15 protein-coding genes are annotated in these 19,776 nt (G+C 41.2%); 11 read left to right on the top strand and 4 right to left on the bottom strand.

Features of this window, described 5'->3' with window-relative positions; translation table 11 throughout:
- Positions 1 to 82: 82 nt before the first annotated feature.
- From gltB to OCI93_RS03750, 3 genes are all read left to right on the top strand, one after another.
- Positions 83 to 4,537 carry a glutamate synthase large subunit gene (gltB, locus tag OCI93_RS03740; RefSeq protein ID WP_261592726.1) on the top strand — a complete coding sequence of 1,485 codons (4,455 nt, stop codon included), beginning with the start codon at positions 83 to 85 and terminating at the stop codon, positions 4,535 to 4,537.
- Positions 4,538 to 4,545: 8 nt separating this feature from the next.
- Positions 4,546 to 5,961 (top strand): FAD-dependent oxidoreductase, encoded by a 1,416-nt coding sequence (locus OCI93_RS03745; RefSeq protein ID WP_261592727.1) that lies wholly within the window; start codon positions 4,546 to 4,548, stop codon positions 5,959 to 5,961.
- Between the two features lie 416 nt (positions 5,962 to 6,377).
- Entirely contained in the window at positions 6,378 to 6,794 is a 417-nt protein-coding gene (locus tag OCI93_RS03750; protein ID WP_261592728.1) for a nucleotide triphosphate diphosphatase NUDT15, read from the top strand.
- A 55-nt stretch (positions 6,795 to 6,849) separates the two neighbouring features.
- On the opposite strand, the gene recN is transcribed toward OCI93_RS03750, so the two are convergent.
- From recN to nadK, 3 genes are all read right to left on the bottom strand, one after another.
- Entirely contained in the window at positions 6,850 to 8,523 is a 1,674-nt protein-coding gene (recN, locus tag OCI93_RS03755; protein WP_261592729.1) for a DNA repair protein RecN, read from the bottom strand.
- 90 nt (positions 8,524 to 8,613) lie between these two features.
- On the bottom strand, positions 8,614 to 9,216 hold the full coding sequence (locus tag OCI93_RS03760; RefSeq protein WP_410007615.1) for a hypothetical protein: 603 nt from the start codon (positions 9,214 to 9,216) through the stop codon (positions 8,614 to 8,616).
- 65 nt (positions 9,217 to 9,281) lie between these two features.
- Positions 9,282 to 10,166 (bottom strand): NAD(+) kinase, encoded by an 885-nt coding sequence (gene nadK / locus OCI93_RS03765; RefSeq protein ID WP_261592731.1) that lies wholly within the window; start codon positions 10,164 to 10,166, stop codon positions 9,282 to 9,284.
- 85 nt (positions 10,167 to 10,251) lie between these two features.
- On the opposite strand from nadK, the gene OCI93_RS03770 reads away from it, so the two are divergent.
- Positions 10,252 to 11,196, top strand: a complete 945-nt coding sequence (locus OCI93_RS03770; protein ID WP_261592732.1) for an HrcA family transcriptional regulator — start codon at positions 10,252 to 10,254, stop codon at positions 11,194 to 11,196.
- Between the two features lie 57 nt (positions 11,197 to 11,253).
- Entirely contained in the window at positions 11,254 to 11,850 is a 597-nt protein-coding gene (gene grpE, locus OCI93_RS03775; RefSeq protein ID WP_261625808.1) for a nucleotide exchange factor GrpE, read from the top strand.
- A 31-nt stretch (positions 11,851 to 11,881) separates the two neighbouring features.
- Here grpE and OCI93_RS03780 read toward each other — a convergent pair whose 3' ends face one another.
- Positions 11,882 to 13,072 (bottom strand): Bcr/CflA family multidrug efflux MFS transporter, encoded by a 1,191-nt coding sequence (locus OCI93_RS03780; RefSeq protein WP_261592734.1) that lies wholly within the window; start codon positions 13,070 to 13,072, stop codon positions 11,882 to 11,884.
- A 170-nt stretch (positions 13,073 to 13,242) separates the two neighbouring features.
- On the opposite strand from OCI93_RS03780, the gene OCI93_RS03785 reads away from it, so the two are divergent.
- From OCI93_RS03785 to nagB, 6 genes are all read left to right on the top strand, one after another.
- Entirely contained in the window at positions 13,243 to 14,037 is a 795-nt protein-coding gene (locus OCI93_RS03785; protein WP_261625809.1) for a M48 family metallopeptidase, read from the top strand.
- A gap of 283 nt (positions 14,038 to 14,320) precedes the next feature.
- A complete protein-coding gene (locus tag OCI93_RS03790) occupies positions 14,321 to 15,163 on the top strand; it encodes an isopenicillin N synthase family dioxygenase (protein WP_261592736.1) in 843 nt (280 codons plus the stop codon).
- 270 nt (positions 15,164 to 15,433) lie between these two features.
- Positions 15,434 to 16,345: an N-acetylglucosamine kinase gene (gene nagK / locus OCI93_RS03795; protein WP_261592737.1), complete on the top strand. Its 912-nt coding sequence runs from the start codon at positions 15,434 to 15,436 to the stop codon at positions 16,343 to 16,345.
- On the top strand, positions 16,345 to 17,469 hold the full coding sequence (gene nagA / locus OCI93_RS03800; RefSeq protein ID WP_261592738.1) for an N-acetylglucosamine-6-phosphate deacetylase: 1,125 nt from the start codon (positions 16,345 to 16,347) through the stop codon (positions 17,467 to 17,469). Before nagK ends, nagA begins: the two co-directional genes overlap by 1 nt.
- Before the next feature lie 58 nt (positions 17,470 to 17,527).
- Positions 17,528 to 18,661, top strand: a complete 1,134-nt coding sequence (nagX, locus tag OCI93_RS03805) for a transmembrane glucosamine N-acetyltransferase NagX (RefSeq protein ID WP_261625810.1) — start codon at positions 17,528 to 17,530, stop codon at positions 18,659 to 18,661.
- A 257-nt stretch (positions 18,662 to 18,918) separates the two neighbouring features.
- Entirely contained in the window at positions 18,919 to 19,722 is an 804-nt protein-coding gene (nagB, locus tag OCI93_RS03810) for a glucosamine-6-phosphate deaminase (protein WP_261592740.1), read from the top strand.
- Positions 19,723 to 19,776: the final 54 nt, after the last annotated feature.

A 19,776-nucleotide genomic window follows, 5' to 3' on the forward strand; every position in this document is an offset into this window, starting at 1 on the left:
TAAAACATCGCTAATTTTGACTATCTGCCAAAAATCTCGTTTGAAGTGAAACCAACGGCAGTTGTAGCAAGGGGAGGGGTCCATGTTATATGACTCAGCACTAGAAAAAGATAATTGTGGGTTTGGCTTGATAGCACATGTAAATGGTCAGGCTAGCCATAAACTCATTCGCACGGCGATAACAGGGTTAGATCGGATGCAACACCGAGGGGGTATTGCATCCGATGGTAAAACAGGCGACGGCTGTGGCTTATTATTACAAAAGCCAGATAGTTTCTTTCGTGCAATTGCTGCAGAGCAACAGTGGCGCTTAGGTAAAAACTATGCCGTAGGTATGTTATTTTTGAACACAGATAGTGAGCTTGCAAAAGCCGCGAGAAAAGTTGTTGATGAAGAACTAGAAAAAGAAACATTAACGCTAGTAGGTTGGCGAGAGGTGCCGACTGACCCGTCTATGTTAGGGCCAATTGCTAAACAACAATTACCGCTCTTTGAGCAAGTATTTGTGAGTGCGCCAGAAGGTTGGCGACCAAAAGATCTTGAACGTCGGCTGTATATTGCCAGACGCAGAATTGAAAAACGGCTCGTTCATGATAAGCAATTTTATATTTCCAGCTTGTCGGGTTTGGTGACCGTATACAAAGGCTTGATGATGCCTGCTGATCTGCCAAATTTTTATCTTGATTTGGCTGATATGCGTATGACCAGTGCAATTTGCGTTTTCCATCAGCGCTTTTCTACCAATACCCAGCCACGCTGGCCTTTGGCTCAGCCGTTTAGATATTTAGCACACAATGGTGAGATTAATACGATTACTGGCAACCGCCAATGGGCGAAAGCGAGGGCTTATAAGTTCTCATCCCCGCTATTACCAGACTTGCAATCAGCCGCACCTTTTGTCAATGAGGAAGGGTCTGATTCATCAAGTTTAGATAACATGCTTGAGTTATTCTTAGCTGGTGGCATGGATTTATTTAGAGCAATGCGGATGCTTGTGCCACCGGCATGGCAAAAAAATCGTGCTATGGACGAAGATTTACGTGCCTTTTACGATTTTAATTCTATGCATATGGAGCCTTGGGATGGTCCTGCAGGTATTGTTATGTCTGATGGGCGCTTTGCAGCATGTAACCTCGATAGAAATGGATTAAGACCTGCTCGCTACGTGCTAACGCAAGATGGCTTTATTACACTCGCATCAGAAGTGGGTATTTGGGACTACGCTGCTGATGAGGTGATAGATAAAGGGCGTGTAGGCCCAGGTGAATTATTAGTTATTGATACTCTTCATGGTAAAATTTGGCAATCAGATGAAATTGATCAAGATTTAAAATCGCGTCATCCATATAAAGCTTGGTTAGAACAGAATGTAAAACGCTTAACCCCGTTTGAACAACTTGACGAACAGCAAGCTGGTGGTAGGGATTTAGATGCACAGGCGCTGCTTACTTATCAAAAGTTGTTTGGTTTTTCTAATGAAGAGCTTGACCAAATACTAAGGGTAATGGGTCAAAATGGTCAAGAGGCAACGGGTTCCATGGGCGATGACACACCATTTGCCGTACTATCAGAAGGCTATCGTTCATTATTTGACTATTTTAGGCAAAAGTTTGCACAAGTCACAAACCCACCGATTGACCCCTTAAGAGAAAACCATGTGATGTCGCTTGCCACTTGCATTGGTCGTGAACAAAACGTGTTTAACGAAACAACTGGGCACGCTAAACGTTTGCAGTTTGAATCACCAGTATTGTCATATTCAGATATGCAGCAGCTTCGCAATGCAGATGATGAACATTATTCTATTTGCAAAGTGTCACTTAACTATTGTCCTGATGAAGGGTTAGAAAATGCGATAAACCGCATTTGTGACGAGGCACAGCAAAAAGCGCAGTCTGGATGTGTAATGGTGGTATTGAGTGATCGAGATATCAGTGAGAGTACATTGCCAGTGCCCGCAGCTATGGCAGTAGGCGCCGTACAGAGAAGATTGGCTGACACAAACTTGCGCTGTGACTCAAATATTATTATTGAGACTGGCAGCGTAAGAGACCCACATCAGTTTGCTGTGTTACTTGGTTTTGGGGTAACCGCTATTTATCCTTATCTTGCTTATGAATCGCTAGTGGCTATGTGTGATGACGGGATTATCAAAAAGACCTACCGAGAAGTGACGCTTGCCTATCGCAATGCGATTAACAAGGGTTTATATAAGATCATGTCGAAGATGGGGATTAGCACGATCGCCTCATACCGTTGCTCTATGCTGTTTGAAGCTGTTGGTTTATCGGATGCCGTGGTTAGCTGTTGCTTTAAAGGTGTGGCAAATCGCATTCAAGGTGCTTGCTTTGAGGAGTTTGAAAGCGATCAAGTTAAGTTGCACAAATTGGCGTTTAGTCGAAGAAAGTTGTTGAGCCATGGAGGGTTGCTTAAATATGTACATGATGGTGAGTATCATGCTTATAATCCTGATGTTGTTCAAACACTTCAAGTGGCGGTTCGCTCGGGTAACTACGACGATTATCAAAAATATGCACAATTGGTCAATAATAGACCTGTGACTAATTTGCGTGACTTACTTGCGTTAAAAACTCAAACACCAATCAGTATAGATGAAGTAGAACCTGCCACAGAGTTATATAAGCGCTTTGACTCCGCAGCTATGAGCATTGGAGCATTATCTCCAGAAGCCCACGAAGCGTTAGCTATTGCGATGAACCGTTTGGGCGGCTGTTCAAATTCAGGTGAAGGTGGTGAAGACAAACAACGCTTTGGTACTGAAAAAAACTCGCGAATAAAGCAAGTAGCGTCAGGTCGTTTTGGTGTGACACCGCATTATTTACAAAGCGCGGATGTTATCCAAATTAAAGTAGCGCAGGGCGCAAAGCCAGGAGAAGGAGGCCAGCTGCCGGGTGAAAAGGTAACGCCGTATATTGCGAAGTTGCGTTATTCTGTACCGGGCGTGACCCTTATCTCACCTCCGCCACATCATGATATTTACTCTATTGAGGATTTGGCCCAACTCATTTTCGATTTAAAACAAGTCAACCCCAAAGCCATGATTTCCGTAAAGCTGGTATCTGAACCAGGAGTGGGGACCATTGCAACAGGGGTCGCAAAAGCTTATGCCGATCTCATTACCATTGCCGGTTATGATGGAGGGACGGGTGCTAGTCCGTTGACGTCTGTAAAATATGCCGGTAGTCCTTGGGAGCTTGGGCTTGTGGAGACACAGCAGGCATTGGTTGAAAATGGCTTACGTCATCGTATTCGTTTACAAACTGATGGTGGCTTAAAAACAGGCCTAGACATTATTAAAGCAGCTATTCTAGGTGCCGAAAGTTTTGGCTTTGGTACGGGCCCTATGGTTGCTTTAGGGTGTAAATACCTCAGAATTTGTCACTTAAATAACTGTGCAACGGGCGTGGCTACTCAAGATGAAACATTACGTCAAAAGCATTACCACGGTTTACCTGAAATGGCGATGAACTACTTTAAGTTTATTGCACAAGAGGCGCGCGAGTTAATGGCTGAGCTTGGGGTAAAACGGTTGGTTGATTTAATTGGTCGAACAGAGTTATTAGATGTAATTGAAGGTCGTACAGTCAAGCAAAACAAGCTTGATTTATCTAACTTATTAGCAAAACCAAATAACCCCTCAGGTGAAACGTTTTATTGCAGTGCAGTCAATACGTCACACTATCAAGGCGAGCTAAATGAGCGGTTGTTAGACAAAGCGAAGCAAGCGATTGATATAAAATCAGGGACTTCATTAGTTAATCGCATCGCTAATACAGATCGTTCCGTGGGGGCTTTATTGTCAGGGTATATTGCTAGTAAATATGGCAATCAAGGCATGGCAGCGGACCCTGTTGCAATTGAATTACATGGTACTGCAGGCCAATCATTTGGTGTTTGGAATGCTGGTGGTTTAGAGATGACGCTGGTGGGAGATGCCAATGATTATGTTGGCAAAGGCATGGCTGGCGGTAAGCTGGTTATCCGCCCTCCAATGGGCTCTAGTTTTGCAAGTCATCAAGCCACTATAATGGGTAATACCTGCTTGTATGGTGCAACGGGCGGTAAGCTATTTGCAGCGGGTCGAGCTGGGGAACGTTTTGCTGTCAGAAACTCTGGTGTTCAGGCTGTCGTGGAAGGGCTCGGTGATAATGGCTGCGAGTATATGACTGGTGGTGTTGTGTGCGTACTAGGTTCTGTTGGTGTGAACTTTGGCGCAGGTATGACAGGGGGCTTTGCTTACGTTTTGGATGAAAGCAATGATTTTGAAAAACGTATCAACCCAGAGCTAGTGGAAGTCGTTGAGCTTACAGAATTAGCGTCTCATCAAGAGCATTTACGCGGCCTTATTGCTGAACACTCAGATTTAACTTGTTCATCAAGATCTGAGCAAGTACTTGCTAACTTTGACTTGTATTTACCGATGTTTAAGTTGATAAAACCAAAATCAAGTGACGTTAAAGGCCTATTAGGGCATAGGGCGCGCAGTAGCGCAGAGCTTCGTGTGCAGGCTCAGTAGGGGGAAGTATGAGCGAGAATGTTTATCAATTTATTGACGTGCAAAGAGTTGATCCGCGTAAAAAGCCAATATCAACTCGTAAGCAGTCATTTGTCGAGATTTACGAGCCTTTTTCGGGTAGTCAGGTTAACTCACAATCAGATCGTTGTTTAGATTGTGGTAATCCTTATTGTGAGTGGAAGTGTCCAGTTCATAACTATATTCCACAGTGGCTTAAATTGATCCGAAATGGACGCATTTTTGAAGCTGCAGAATTATCTCACAGAACCAATAGTCTGCCAGAAGTGTGTGGTCGCGTATGTCCTCAAGATAGGCTGTGCGAAGGCGCATGTACGCTAAATGAAGAGTTTGGTGCTGTTACTATCGGGAATATTGAAAAGTACATTACGGATACCGCATTTGCGCAAGGCTGGAAGCCAGATATGTCTTATGTGGTTTGGAGCGATAAAAAAGTGGCTATTATTGGTGCTGGGCCAGCAGGGCTTGGCTGTGCTGATATCTTGGTACGCAACGGTGTAAAGCCTGTCGTATTTGATCGCAACCCAGAGATTGGTGGGTTGCTTACCTTTGGCATACCATCATTTAAACTTGAAAAGTCAGTGATGCAAAAGCGTCGAGAAGTATTTGCTGAAATGGGGGTGGATTTTCAGTTAAATACCGAAGTGGGCAAAGATATATCTATGGATGAGTTGATCTCACAATACGATGCGGTGTTTGTTGGTGTGGGTACTTATCAAAGTATGCGAGGCGGACTGGTTAATGAAGATGCGTCGGGTGTACATGATGCGCTACCATTTTTAATCGGCAATACCAATCGAGTGATGGGGTATGACGAAACGAAGCAACCATTTGTTGATATGGCAGGAAAAAAAGTGGTGGTGCTGGGTGGTGGCGATACAGCTATGGACTGTGTTCGTACTTCTGTCAGGCAAAATGCTGCATCGGTTGTATGTGCCTATCGCCGTGATGAAGAGAATATGCCAGGTTCACGCAAGGAAGTTAAAAATGCCAAAGAAGAAGGGGTTGAGTTTAAGTTTAACTTACAGCCTAAAGGTATTTTAATCGATTCAAATGGTCATGTTAGTGGTGTAGAAATGGTACAAACTCGATTGGGCGAGGCGGATGAAAATGGCCGTCGCAGAGCCGAAGAGGTGCCTGGGTCTGAGTATGTACTAGAGGCAGATGCAGTACTGATAGCGTTTGGATTTAAACCACATAGCCTTGATTGGTTAGCGCAATATGACGTTGAAATTAATCATTGGGGTGGTATTGAAGCACCTGAGCAAGGTACATTTACACATCAAACCAGTAATCCGAAAATTTTTGCTGGAGGTGATGCAGTACGTGGCTCTGACCTAGTTGTAACTGCAATATTTGAAGGCCGCAACGCCGCCGAAGGTATCTTAGATTATTTAGATGTTTAGTTGATACGATTTCAAACTAAGTAGTAAGACCATCGGGCCCGCACTAGCGGGCTTTTTTATATCAATATATTTGCTGTATAATTTTAGCTTATTACCTAGGGCGTGTTTACCTTTGCTGTTTGTTTTTTCCTCAGAGAGTTGGTTATTTAGGCAGACAGAGGCTGCTTCGCAGCGGCTTCATAGTATAGTTATTTTATGTAAGTTAACCGATAGCACTGAATAAATCGTCAACTCGTGTGGCTCACAGAGTTCAACCAAAGGCTTCCAGTACTTTGTCATTCGCAACTGACATAAACCATTATGCTGCATTGCTTATTTCGCGTACTGAAAGCCTTTGATTAGAACAAAATTCATACCTTAAAGATAAACACGCCCTAATGAGTTAATCTCTTTCGGTCAAAGTTTAAGGAATAAAAATGGTTCGAGTTGGTGTTGCTGTTATTATTGTACGAGACGGTAAGTTTCTGCTTGGGGAGCGAATGGGGGCACATGGGTCAGGTACTTGGGCAACTCCTGGGGGTCATCTGGAAGTGGGTGAAACAATTGAACAATGTGCTCAGCGAGAAGTTAGCGAAGAAACGGGACTGGTCATAAAAAAAACAGTAAAGCTGGGGTTTACTAATGATATATTTGAAGGAGAAAACAAGCACTATGTGACCCTATTTATGCTTGCCTACTCGGATTTTGGTATCGCAGAAGTAAAAGAGCCAAATAAATGCACACAATGGCAATGGTGTGCGTTAGATAACTTACCGAGCCCATTATTTTTATCTCTAAAACACTTTTTGGCTGATAATTATGAACAGCTGAGCGAATGTATCAACAAGCTTTAACCGTGGCAAAAGTAAATTGTTACCAACACTTTGATTTGTCTCGTGTTATCAAAGTTTAAGCACTTTGCACAGTGAGCAGCTCTAGCGCACTGGCTTTTGTTGTTTCACTTATCTTATCACCGCCAATAAGACGCGCTATTTCTGCTATTCGCATATCATGCTGAAGTGGCTTCATTGTGGTGAATGTTTCACCACCGTTTACTGTTTTTGTAACAAAAAATTGCTGATGTCCACTGCAGGCTACCTGTGGTAAGTGGGTTACACAAATAACTTGAGTAGATTGACCCAGTTGCCTAAGTAGCTTGCCAACTTGTGATGCTGTAGGGCCAGAAATACCGACATCGACTTCATCAAAAATTAGCGTTGGCGTTGTAACGCGTTGTGCAATGATCACTTGAATTGCCAAACTTATACGCGAAAGCTCTCCCCCCGAAGCTACTTTACCGAGCGGTTGTAGTGGTTGACCTGGGTTGGTGGTGACTAAAAACTCAATATCATCAAACCCTTTTGCTGTGGGTTTTTGTTGGCTTTTTTGTGTTAGCTCGATAGCAAACCGGCCATTTTCCATAGATAGTGACGACATACTTTTACTGATAAGTTCATTGAGCTGCTTAGCAGCCGTTAGTCTGCTGTCACTGAGTCCTTTAGCTGCAATATTATAGGCATGAATGGCATCTGCAATTTCTTGTTCAAGGGCATCTAGACGTTGAAAATCGGAACTTATTTCATTTAATTCTTGCTTTAATTTTTGATGAAAAGTATAAATTTCATTAGGTTTTATTGCGTGCTTACGAGATAAATCCATTGCTTTTGACAGGCGCTCTTCAAGCTCCTGTAAGCGCATGGGATTTTGGTCAATATTTTCACTGTAATTGCGCACTTCTCGACATGCTTCTTCAATTTGTACTGCGGCTTCTTCTAGCATTTGCGCTATTGAACTTAATTGATTGTCATAACCTGCTAATTCACTGAACTGTTGCGCACTTTGCTGCAATTGGCTAAGTACGGTTTGATCATCCTCATAAAGGTAAGCAAGTTCTCTTTGGCAGGTTTCTATAATAGTTTGGCTATGACTAAGTCGGCTATGTTCAGCCTCAATATTTGAAAATTCACAGTCTTCTAGCGCAAATTCATCTAACTCTGCTACCTGATATTCTAGCAACTGCTGTTTTGCGACTTGTGTCTGTTGTTGTTTTTGTAGTTCACTGTATTCGCGTTGTAATTTATTAAAATAGCTATATTGCGTACTTACAGCGCTTAGCAGTGAGTGGTGGCCCGCGTAAGCATCCAGTAGATGTAACTGGTGTTCTGGCTTTAACAATAACTGGTGAGCGTGTTGACCATGAATAGAAATCAAATATTGGCCCAAGTCTTTTAGTTGTCCTGCGGTAACAGCAATACCATTAATATAGCTTTTGCTGCGTCCACTTTTACTGATCACACGGCGTAAAATACAATCTTGCTCTTCATTGTTGAGCATATGTTCTTTTAGAAATTGTTTTGCGACGGGTAATTTTGAAATATCGAAATGAGCGCTAATTTGGGCTTTGTCTGTACCAGGGCGAATGGCTGCAGGGTCTGCGCGCTCGCCAAGGCATAGTGACAAAGCATCAATGGCAATTGATTTACCAGCACCAGTTTCACCAGTAATGGCCGTCATGCCAGCTTGCCACTCAATATTTAAGGCATTAACGATTGCAAAATTTTTAATTTCTAAGTTGATAAGCATACTGTGTATCCAAACAGTGGTTATACTGTTAATTTATACAGTACGCATTGAAAATGCAACTTGAATTTGAGATATGCATAATTTAAAAGTTTAACTAGTTGTGAGTCTTTCTTTTGCAGCTGTCATTTGTTGCTCTATGTTGTTTGTCTTATCGTTTAAGTCAGCATCATTGTCCTGATTGTTTTTCTCTTCTTGCGCTTCATTTTCTTGCAAAATAGCGTCAGGCACATCTGGGGTTTTAATTAAAGTGATAAGAGCAGGCAGTATCTCATAGTAAAAACCTTTATTGTAAGCGATGCCAGAAGAGGGTAGCTCTGCAACAAAGTACTGTAACTGTTCTGCAAGTAGTTCTTTATTTCCTGTAATATGAGCTTTACCTAACTCAGTGCCAACTGCCCGTGTAAATTGCTCACTGATTAATTCAAGTTGGCTTAGGTTTTCTTCTGTATGAGGCTGAACAACAAAAAAGTTACTAACAATTGAATTAATTTTAGGCGCATATTTGGGACGTAATATCTTAGCATCTACATACTCAGCAGTTTTGAACTTAAAGTGATCGGTGATTTCTTTTAAGCGGTCATTAAATACTTTCTTTTTTGCTTCTCGTGCTTTTTTTCGATTATTTTCTATCACTAAGTACACTCCAAGTAGTGTGATTAGCAGTAGCAAAGTGACAAAAACAATATAATTGATCATAACAACGAAAATTTCCTAAATTAGAAAAATAATTTTGTCTATTCTGCGGTATATAAGGTGCATTAGTAAAGCCTACTGCCCCAATTTAATTTTTGTCTAAGTACATTGTAATAGGAGTATGATTTTGGGTGAATTAATCGCAATTTTTTATTTGCTTTTTTTATCACCACTTCGTCACCCGGAAGCAGAGCCAAAACTACATGGCTGTCACAACTTACTTGCAAACTATCGGTGTTTTCTAAACTAAGTTTTAGTCTAATCTCGTTATTTGCATCGACAACTAAGGGTCGACTAGATAGCGTGTGTGGAAACATCGGCACGAGTGACATTGCGTTAAGTTGTGGTGTAAGTATGGGGCCACCACCGGAGAGTGAATATGCGGTAGAACCTGTGGGTGTTGATACAATTAATCCATCAGAACGTTGAGAAAAGACAAATTCATCGTTAATGAAGGCTTCAAATTCTATCATATGAGCCACTTTATCCGCGTGAAGTACTGCTTCGTTAACTGCTAAATTGGCACTTTTAAGTTCGGCATGTCGATATACTTCTACTTCTAATAAAAATCGCGATTCAGCAATAAACTCACCACGTAACACTTCTTCTAGGCTTGCTTCAAAACCTTCAGGGTCTAGGTCGGTTAAAAACCCTAAATTGCCCCGGTTCACACCAATGACAGCAACATCAAAGCGAGCGAGCACTCTAGCCGCACCTAACATATTACCATCTCCGCCAACGACGATAGCTAAGTCACATTGGTTACCTAATTCAACGAGTTCTGTTAGTGAATTGTTATCAACATTTGATATTTGCGCGCCCACGCGTTGTTCTACTAAAACAGTATAACCAAGTGCTTGCAAAAAGGTGTATAAGCGTTGTAAGGTCAACGCCGCGCCTTCATGGTTAGGCTTTCCAATGAGGCCTATGGTTTTGAAGGGAGTCGTCATGTCGAGTTCCTTGATAATTATAAAGCAAGACTAACTTAAAAAGTCGGTACTTGAAACTGACAAATGATGTCACCACATAAATAATATGAATATAACAGCACGCGACCAACAAATCTTCTCAGCGGTAATGAGTTTATACTGTAATGGTGAAGGGCACCCTGTGGCTTCTAGCAAAATAGCCAAGCAAAAAGGTATGGCTGTATGCTCAGCAACTGTGCGTAATGCAATGGCTCGACTAGAAAAGTTTGGGTTATTGTATTCACCACATACATCTGCTGGTAGGGTGCCGACTGATTCTGGACTTAAATACTGGCTGGATGAGTATTTTTCGTTGGCAGAAATTGCGAACTACTGGCAGCCACAGCAAAATCAATTGATAGAGTTTGCTCACAGTATTAGTCAGCAATTTAATGTTTGTTGTTGTGTTGGTTTACCGCAGGCAAGCTCACAGCTAGTGTTTAGAGTAGAAGTGTTAGCTTTTGATAGTAGCTCTTGGTTGGTGTTACTCATTGATAAAGCAGGACAGTCTCAAAACATATGTATTAATAAACCCAAAGATGACAGCGACCAGCATCGTTATTTATTTGCTGCATGGATGAACACGGTATTTAGTCAACAAATGTTAATTGAGGGGTTACACCGCATGAGAGCTATGGCTCACAGTGCGCCTGAGAGCTGTCGTGATCAATTGGCACAGTGGACGCGTGAGTTACACCATCAATTAGGTACAGACAACAGCATTGTTGTGGGTGAACGCTTTTTATACCAAAGTTTGGATATAGATTCTGGGCTAAATATAGGAGTTTCATTTTTACATCAAGTAGAGGATAAACTTGCGTTTAAAAATGGTGTGTCGGTTTTATTGGGTATTGAATTGAGTACGCTAAATGTGAAACAGTCGATTGTTCTGAGTGTTCCTTACTTTCAAAATGGTGAATATCAAAGCCGCTTTTGTGTTATTTGCCCTACAAATGCGCCAATAGAAGCAATCATTACACAATTTTCTCAAATCACGCCAATAGGGGCTTGAATCTCAAATTTCAATCCCCATAATTAGCCACAGTTGTAAAGAATCGGAGAAATTTACATGTCTGAGCAAACTAATGCCCCTGAACATGAACAAGAAGCTGCTGAGCAAGTAGAGCAAGCAGTGGAAACACCAGAAGTAAACCAAGAAGAAGCGCAAGCACAGTTTAGCCCTGAAGAAGAAATAGCTGGTTTATATGCAGAGTTAGAAGCTGCGAAGCAAACTATTAAAGATCAACAAGATGGTGTTGTACGTGCTGCAGCCGATGTTGAAAATATACGCCGAAGAGCTGCTCAAGATGTAGAAAAAGCACATAAGTTTGCACTAGAAAAATTTGCTAATGAGCTTTTACCAGTGATTGATAACCTTGAACGTGCGATTGAGTTTTCTGATAGAGAAAATGAAACCCTTAAGCCGGTGCTTGAAGGGATTGATATGACGGTTAAAAGCTTCTCTGATGCAGTTGCTAAGTTTGGTGTTGAGACTGTTAATCCAAAAGGTGAAGCATTTAACCCCGAATTGCACCAAGCAATGTCTATTCAGCCGAGCAACGATGTATCGCCAAATACCGTACTTGCAGTGATGCAAAAAGGCTACACATTGAATGGTCGCTTGTTGCGTCCAGCAATGGTGATGGTATCTAAAGAAGCGGAATAATGCACTGCATTTAGGTTATAAAAAGCCGATATTATTCGGCTTTTTTTATGCGTGACTTTTGTATTAATTGGTAACTGCAGCATAGTAAAACGGCACTGAGCATTAGTGCTGAAAAAGGCAGTGCGTTTGTCGGTTCAAGCAGTGCTAATATAGGCCCGACTAAGGCACCACTGCCAAAACGTAGTGTGCCGATAACTGCTGTCGCTGTGCCTGTATGCTCTTCAAAAGCGATTAAGATAAGTGCGTCAGCATTACTGGCAATGATCCCTAAGCTCATCATCAATGGCGCGACAGTACTTGCAAATACCCATATATTTGTAGGTAGCATACTTTCTATAATTAGCGTTGTACCTGTAATTAATCCAATGGCTAAACCTATATTGAGCATTTGTCTTGACCCAAGTTTTGGCACTAAGCGGGTATTAAGAAAGTTACCAAACATCAGCGCCATAACATTTAATGCGAATAAAATGCCAAATAATTGCTCTGATACAGAGAAGTAATCAAGATAGACAAAAGGGACTGAAGTTAAAAAGCAAAAAAATGCAAACGAAGCTGCCATGGAAGTAAGTATATCCATGCGGCAATGTTTATTTGATAGTACTTGACGGTAGTTCTTTAAAAAAAATGCCATGGATATTTTGCTGGTATTAAATCTTGGTACATCGATATTGCTATACAAACAGCATGCAAGTACCACAAAAGCGTATGCTGCAAGCACCCAAAATATGGCACTCCAATGCCACATCAGCATCAAGGCTGCACCGATACTAGGTGCCAGTAAAGGGGCAAGCATCATGATCATCGTAACGTATGACATGCCTTTAGCGGTATCTTTTTGATAGTAATAACGAATAATTCCAGGAACAACAACGCTTGCTGCTGCCCCGGTAAAAGCTTGTACGATACGTAAAAAGTTGAAGAGCTCAATATTTGTGGTTACAGCCAGCAGTACTGAACTAATAGCAAACCCAAATAGCCCAAAGCGAGCTAAGTGAGTACGAGAAAATCGATCTGCAAGCGGGCCAAAAATTAACATCCCTAAAGCATAACCTGCTAGGTAACTACTTAAGGAGATTTGCACCTGCTCAAGCGAGGTATTTAAATCCTGAGCAATTGCGACCATGGCTGGTAAATATAAATCGATAGCTAAGGGCGTGAGGGCCACGATACTGGCTAATAGCGGTAAAAATAATTTACCAAGTGGGTGAGAGTGTTGCACAAGTTTCCAAAATTGTAGCTTTTCTATATTGTACCAATATCTAACAAAATAAGCTTACGTTAATAGGTAAATTGCAAATATTTAAGCTTAATTACTATATTACTATATTTGAGTCAAAGCTAAGATGTTTTACACTAGTGATACGCTTAATGTTATTGGGAATTAACTGCATGAAAAAAATATTAACAGCCTTGGCAATCACACTTGTGCTGACTGGGTGTAAAACATCTCCGACAGGGCGAACACAAATTACCCTCTATTCAGAACAGAAAATGGATGAAATGGGTGTGGCGAGTTTTGCACAGATGAAAGAACAGCAAGCTATTGAAGCTGACAAAGCGATCAATAGTTATGTGAGATGCATTGCTGATAACCTAATTGCACAACTTCCAACAGAATATGCAAATCAACAATGGGAAGTCGTCGTGTTTGAAGATGACAGTGCCAATGCTTTTGCATTACCTGGTGGAAAAATAGGGGTACATACTGGATTGTTAGAGGTTGCTAAAAACCAACATCAACTAGCAGCTGTTATGGGTCATGAAGTCGGGCATGTAATTGCTCAACATGCAAATGAACGTGTATCGCAAAATAGTTTGCTGCAGTTTGGTTTGCAAGCAAGCAATGTTGCGCTGCAAATGGGTGATATTCAATATAGAGATGCAATAATGCAAGGTTTAGGTGTGGGCGCACAATTTGGTGTTGCTTTACCATTTAGCCGTTCACATGAAAGTGAAGCAGACATAATAGGTTTAGAGTTGATGGCAAAAGCGGGGTTTGAACCTCAAGGCTCAGTGGAACTTTGGCAAAATATGGCGGCTGTATCTGGTGAGCGTCCACCTGAATTTATGTCTACGCACCCTGCACCGCAAAGTCGGATTGCCAATTTAAAAAATGGTATGATTAGCGCAAATGAGCTTAAACAACTTGCATGGCAGGCAGGATATAAGCCACAGTGTAAATAGCGAAAGTGCCCATATTTAATGTGTATGCATTACCTTGTGCATACGCATTATGCAAGCGATGCTATATTAGGTTTGTGAAAAATATAAGCAGTGCTTTGGTAAGTTTGATCTGGCTCAAAATAGTGCGCAACTAACGCCCGAAGAGGACAAAAGTCCTTATCTGAAAGGGCTTATTTAACTATGCTCGCCAGCTATCTACAGAGTTAAAGCACTATGATAGGCTGGTTTAGATACCGATTGCTTATTTATGAGTGAACTCAAGCAATAATCAAGTGGAATCATTATGCAACAATTACCTACAGTCGATTACCGTGCGCCAGACGCAGCGGAACAGTTTGTCGAATCTTTACGAAATACTGGTTTTGGTGTTTTGAAAAACCATCCCATCCCACAGCAATTAGTTGAGTCTATCTACGAAAACTGGCAAGTGTTTTTTAATTCTGAGCAAAAACATCAGTTTTTGTTCGATAAAGAAACACAAGATGGGTATTTTCCACCTGATGTCTCTGAAGTTGCTAAAGGGTTCACAATAAAAGATATTAAAGAATACTTCCATGTATATCCTAAAGGACGTGTACCAGCTCAATTAGAAGCACAAATCCGTGAATATTATCGGTTAGCTAATGAATTTGCAGCTGAATTATTAAGCTGGGTGCAAGCACAGGCACCTAAAGATGTAAGTGCTAAATTCTCAATTGACCTCAAAGATATGATCGCAAACTCAGAACAAACTCTATTGCGTATTTTGCATTACCCACCAGTGACAGGTGATGAAGAGCCTGGTGCTATTCGTGCGGCTGCACATGGTGATATTAATTTACTTACGGTATTACCTGCGGCTAATGAACCTGGCTTGCAGGTACAAACAAAAGAAGGCGGCTGGTTAGATGTGCCATGTGATTTTGGTTCTTTGATTATTAATATTGGAGATATGTTGCAAGAGGCATCTGGGGGTTACTTTCCATCCACCATTCACCGAGTGATTAACCCAACAGGTAAGGCATCAACTAAATCTCGAATATCATTACCTTTGTTTTTACACCCTCGTCCAGACGTAGTTCTATCGGAGCGTTATACCGCAGATAGCTACTTACAAGAAAGACTGGCAGAGTTAGGGGTTAAATAAAAAGAGCGGCTACGCCGCTTTTTTTATTTATAATTCATATTGTTACTATCACTTCTTGCATTTTTAAACTGCCTCTATATAAATACAAAAAGTAAATTTACGCTGACAATTTAAAAATTCTATGCAATATTAGAATTTTTCATTGTCGAGCAAAATTGGCAAAAAATTAATGACAACGCTGTCATTTTGTGTGTAACATTAATTCAACACGACTGAATGCTCAGCAATAATTATAAAATTGAGCCAACCCCAATCGATAGAGGTCGCTACATGATGGCTAAACAGGTACAACAAGACCAGTTATATATAGGTATAGACGGCGGAGGAACCAAATGCCGTGCTACTATCTTCTCAAAGCAACACGGTGTGTTAGGCACTGGGTTGGGAGGTCCAGCAAATCCACTTCATGGTCTTGAACGTACGTTAGAGTCAATCATGGTATCTACACAGCTGGCTTTGCAAGATGCTGGTTTACGAGTAGAACAAGTGCATGAATTAAATGCCGGAATGGGACTTGCTGGCGTAAACCTACCAGCACTTTATGACAAAATCGTGCAATGGGACCACCCATTTCAACAAATGTATTTAACTACCGATTTACACACCGCCTGCATCGGTGCACATGAAGGGCAAGATGGAGCTGTAATTATAACTGGGACGGGCTCTTGTGGTTTTTCTATCGTTGATGGTCAATCTGTAAACTATGGAGGCCATGGTTTTGCACAAGGTGATATTGGCAGTGGTGCTTGGATGGGCTTAGAAGCTGTAAAAGCCGCATTACTTGATTTAGATGAACTAGGCCCAGCTACAAAAATGAGCGCAATATTTAAATCTCATTTTAATACGCTTACAGCAATGGGAATTGCTGAGCATATGGCAGGTCAACCGTCTAGCGTTTATGCAAAGTTAGCTCGTTTTGTATTTGATGCAGCTGAACACCAAGACGAAGTTGCTTTGTCGATTGTTACGAAAGGTGCTGATTATATCAGCCACTTAGCAAAGAGGTTACTTGAAAATAATCCACCCCGCTTGTCGATGATAGGTGGATTAGCTGAACCATTAAATAAATGGCTAGACCCTGAAATTGCAAAGCATGTAGAGTTACCCAAACAACCACCTGAAATGGGTGCCATCTATTTTGCTATTCGTAATGTTGAACAAACCCTTGGAAAGGTAAATTAATGACTAGGCAACTATATAGAGCAAAAAAATTATTTGATGGCTATCGTTTCAAGGAAAATAGCACTTTTTCAATAGCGCAAGGTCAAATTAGTTTTGACACAAGTGGCGAGAGCGGTTCAGTTGAGGAACTTAATGGTTTAGTCGTACCTGGTTTTATTGATGTACAAGTCAATGGTGGTGGAGGCGCATTTTTTAATGCAGAACAAAGCATAAATTGCCTTGAAAAAATGGTCCGAGCACATGGACAGTTTGGCTCTACTGTTTTGATGCCAACCCTTATTACTGACAAAGTAGAAGTGATGGCTGCAGCAGCTGATTGTGTGGCACAAGCGTTAGCGCAAAATCAAATTGGCATTGTGGGCATTCATTTTGAAGGACCGCATTTATCTCATCCTAAAAAGGGGACTCATAGTGAGCATTATATTCGCCCTATATCAGAAGAAGAGTTTGCAATCTATGCTCGTCAAGATTTAGGAATAAAAATGGTCACTCTTGCACCAGAAACAGTACCAATTGAAGATATTGAGCGTTTAGTTAAATTAGGCGTAAAGGTATGTATTGGTCATTCAAATGCCGATTTTGATACAAGTATAAGAGCCTTGCAAGCAGGGGTAGATGGGTTCACACATTTATTTAATGCTATGTCTGCATTTACCTCTCGTGAGCCAGGGGTTGTAGGCGCAGCTCTTTGGGATGACAACAGTTGGTGTGGTTTAATTGTTGACGGGCACCATGTGCATAGTACATCAGCAAAGCTTGCTATTCGAACTAAACAACGTGGCAAGATGATGCTAGTAACCGATGCGATGCCTCCGGTTGGCACTGATGATATGGAGTTTGACTTTTTTGATGGGCGTAAAGTTATACGAACTGGCGATAGATTAAACTCAACAACGGGTGAGTTAGCAGGGAGTGTACTAGATATGGCAAGTGCGGTACGTAATACTGTGAATGATCTTGACGTGTCGCTTGCCGAAAGTTTGCGTATGGCCTCTTTATATCCTGCGCACTATTTGAATTTGACACGAAAGGGGCATTTAACAGAAGGCGCAGATGCTGATTTTGTTGTGTTAGATGATAACTATTATGCGAAATCAACCTATATTGCAGGCCAGAAACTTTAATTTTTCCCTGAATAAAAACCCCGTTGCAGTATAACGGGGCTTTTTTTATGAGGTTTTAATGACGACAAAAACAATAAGAAAACGCCTAGCTTCTCTTGATGCATTACGCGGCATGGATATGTTTTGGATTTTAGGAGGACAGTCAATTTTTGCCGCTTTATTCGTATTGACAGGTTGGCAAGGGTGGCTGTTATTTGAAGCGCATACAGTACATAGCCCATGGCATGGTTTCACATTTTATGACTTAATTTTCCCGTTGTTTATTTTCCTTTCAGGCGTTGCGATGGGACTTGCGCCAAAACGAATAGATCATTTACCTTTTTCACAGCGACAGCCTTATTATCAAAAAGCGTTAAAAAGATTATTGCTATTGTGTTTGTTGGGTATTTTATATAACCACGGATGGGGTACTGGTATACCTGCTGCGCTTGGAGAAGTACGATATACAAGCGTATTAGGGCGGATTGCGATTGCATGGTTTTTTTGCGCTTTGCTTGTTTGGCACACCAGCGCGCGCACTCAGGCTTTTGTGGCTATAGGAGTTTTATTGTTTTATTGGTTGTTATTGTGCTTTATTCCTGTTCCTGGAGGTAGCGCTGGAGATTTAGCAGCCAATGGGGCAGGTAGTTGGAATGCATGGTTCGATAAGTATTTTTTGCCAGGGATAAGCTATCAAAATAAAGTGGTAGACCCAGAAGGGGTGTTGTCGAATCTACCTGCAATAGTTAATGCGCTAGCAGGTGTCTTTGTCGGGCGTTTTATTGCCCAAGCACAACAATTTGGGCAATGGCGAAGTGTTGCTGCGCTATTTAGTGCTGGTCTTGCAAGTGTATTATTTGGTTGGCTTTGGGATTTACAGTTTCCGGTTAATAAAGAGTTATGGACCAGTTCATTTGTGCTTGTTACCGTTGGCTGGAGTGCAATACTATTTGCAATTTTTTATGCGTTGGTAGATTTATTAAATACTCAGCGCTTGGTCTACCCATTTATTATTATTGGTGCAAATTCAATCATAATTTATTTGGCCTCATCGTTGGTAAATTGGGACTATATTAGCCGTAGTGTATTTGGTGGCGTGATTGCCATAGCTTCTGCTGACTGGCAACCTATATTGAGTGTCTTTGCGTTGCTATTTGTGCAGCTTTTGGTTTTGCATTGGATGTATAAGCGCAAGATTTTTGTCAGCGTTTAATAACGTAGCTGAAATAAATTTAAACTAGCAAAGCCCTCTGTTCACGGGGGCTTTGTAGATCTTGGAGTTAAAATAGAGAAAATTTCCTTCACTTTTACTTTACAAAACATTTTATTCTGATAATAATGACAGCGTTGTCATAATGGTAATGCCTAATACAGTGTATCCCAATTAGGTTTGATCTGACCTTACTTTGATTGCACGCGAAGTAAGGCTCAGATCCCATTTTTCTTTGTACTCAACATTGAGCCTATACTATGCAAATTGTTATTTTAAATGATGCCGCTGAAGTCGCAGCCTATGGCGCAGAAATATTTTCAACACAGTTAAAACGCAAAGCTGAGTCAGTACTAGGTTTGGCAACAGGCTCCACACCAGTTGCATTATATCAAGAGCTTATCCGCCTTAACCGTGATGGAGAGTTAAGTTTTGCCAGTGCTAAAACATTTAACTTAGATGAATACCTTGGGCTTGAAGGTGAGCATCCACAAAGTTATCGTTATTTTATGAATGAACAATTGTTTAATCATATTGATATTGATATGGACAATACGCATGTGCCGCCAGGAGATGCGAAAAACCCAGTCACAGCATGTCAAGATTATGAAGCTCGTATGGTGGCAGCGGGTGGCGTTGATATACAGTTGCTAGGTATTGGTCGTAATGGCCACATCGGGTTTAATGAACCTTCATCAGGCCTCACATCTCGTACTCGCGTTAAAACATTAACCAAAGAAACCATTGAAGATAATGCGCGCTTTTTTGAAGAAGGTGAATATCAACCACACCTATCAATTACGATGGGTATTGGTACTATTTTAGATGCAAAAAAAGTGGTATTACTTGCAACGGGTGAAAATAAAGCAGATGCTATTCAAGCAATGGTTGAAGGGCCAATAACAGCCTCTTGTCCAGCCTCAGCATTACAGTTACATAAAGATGCAGTGGTAGTTATTGATCTTAAAGCTGCAAATAAGCTTAAGGATATAGAATTTTATCAACATATTGAAGCTGAGAACCAAAAACTTCAAGATTACCTCGCGTCTCTTGCCTCGTTGTAGTGTGGAGTTACACTATAACTTTAAGCCCGAAAGGGCTTTTTTTTTGCTTTCTTA

Source organism: Pseudoalteromonas holothuriae (genome assembly GCF_945859825.1).
In the GTDB taxonomy this organism is placed as follows: Bacteria; Pseudomonadota; Gammaproteobacteria; order Enterobacterales; family Alteromonadaceae; genus Pseudoalteromonas; species Pseudoalteromonas holothuriae.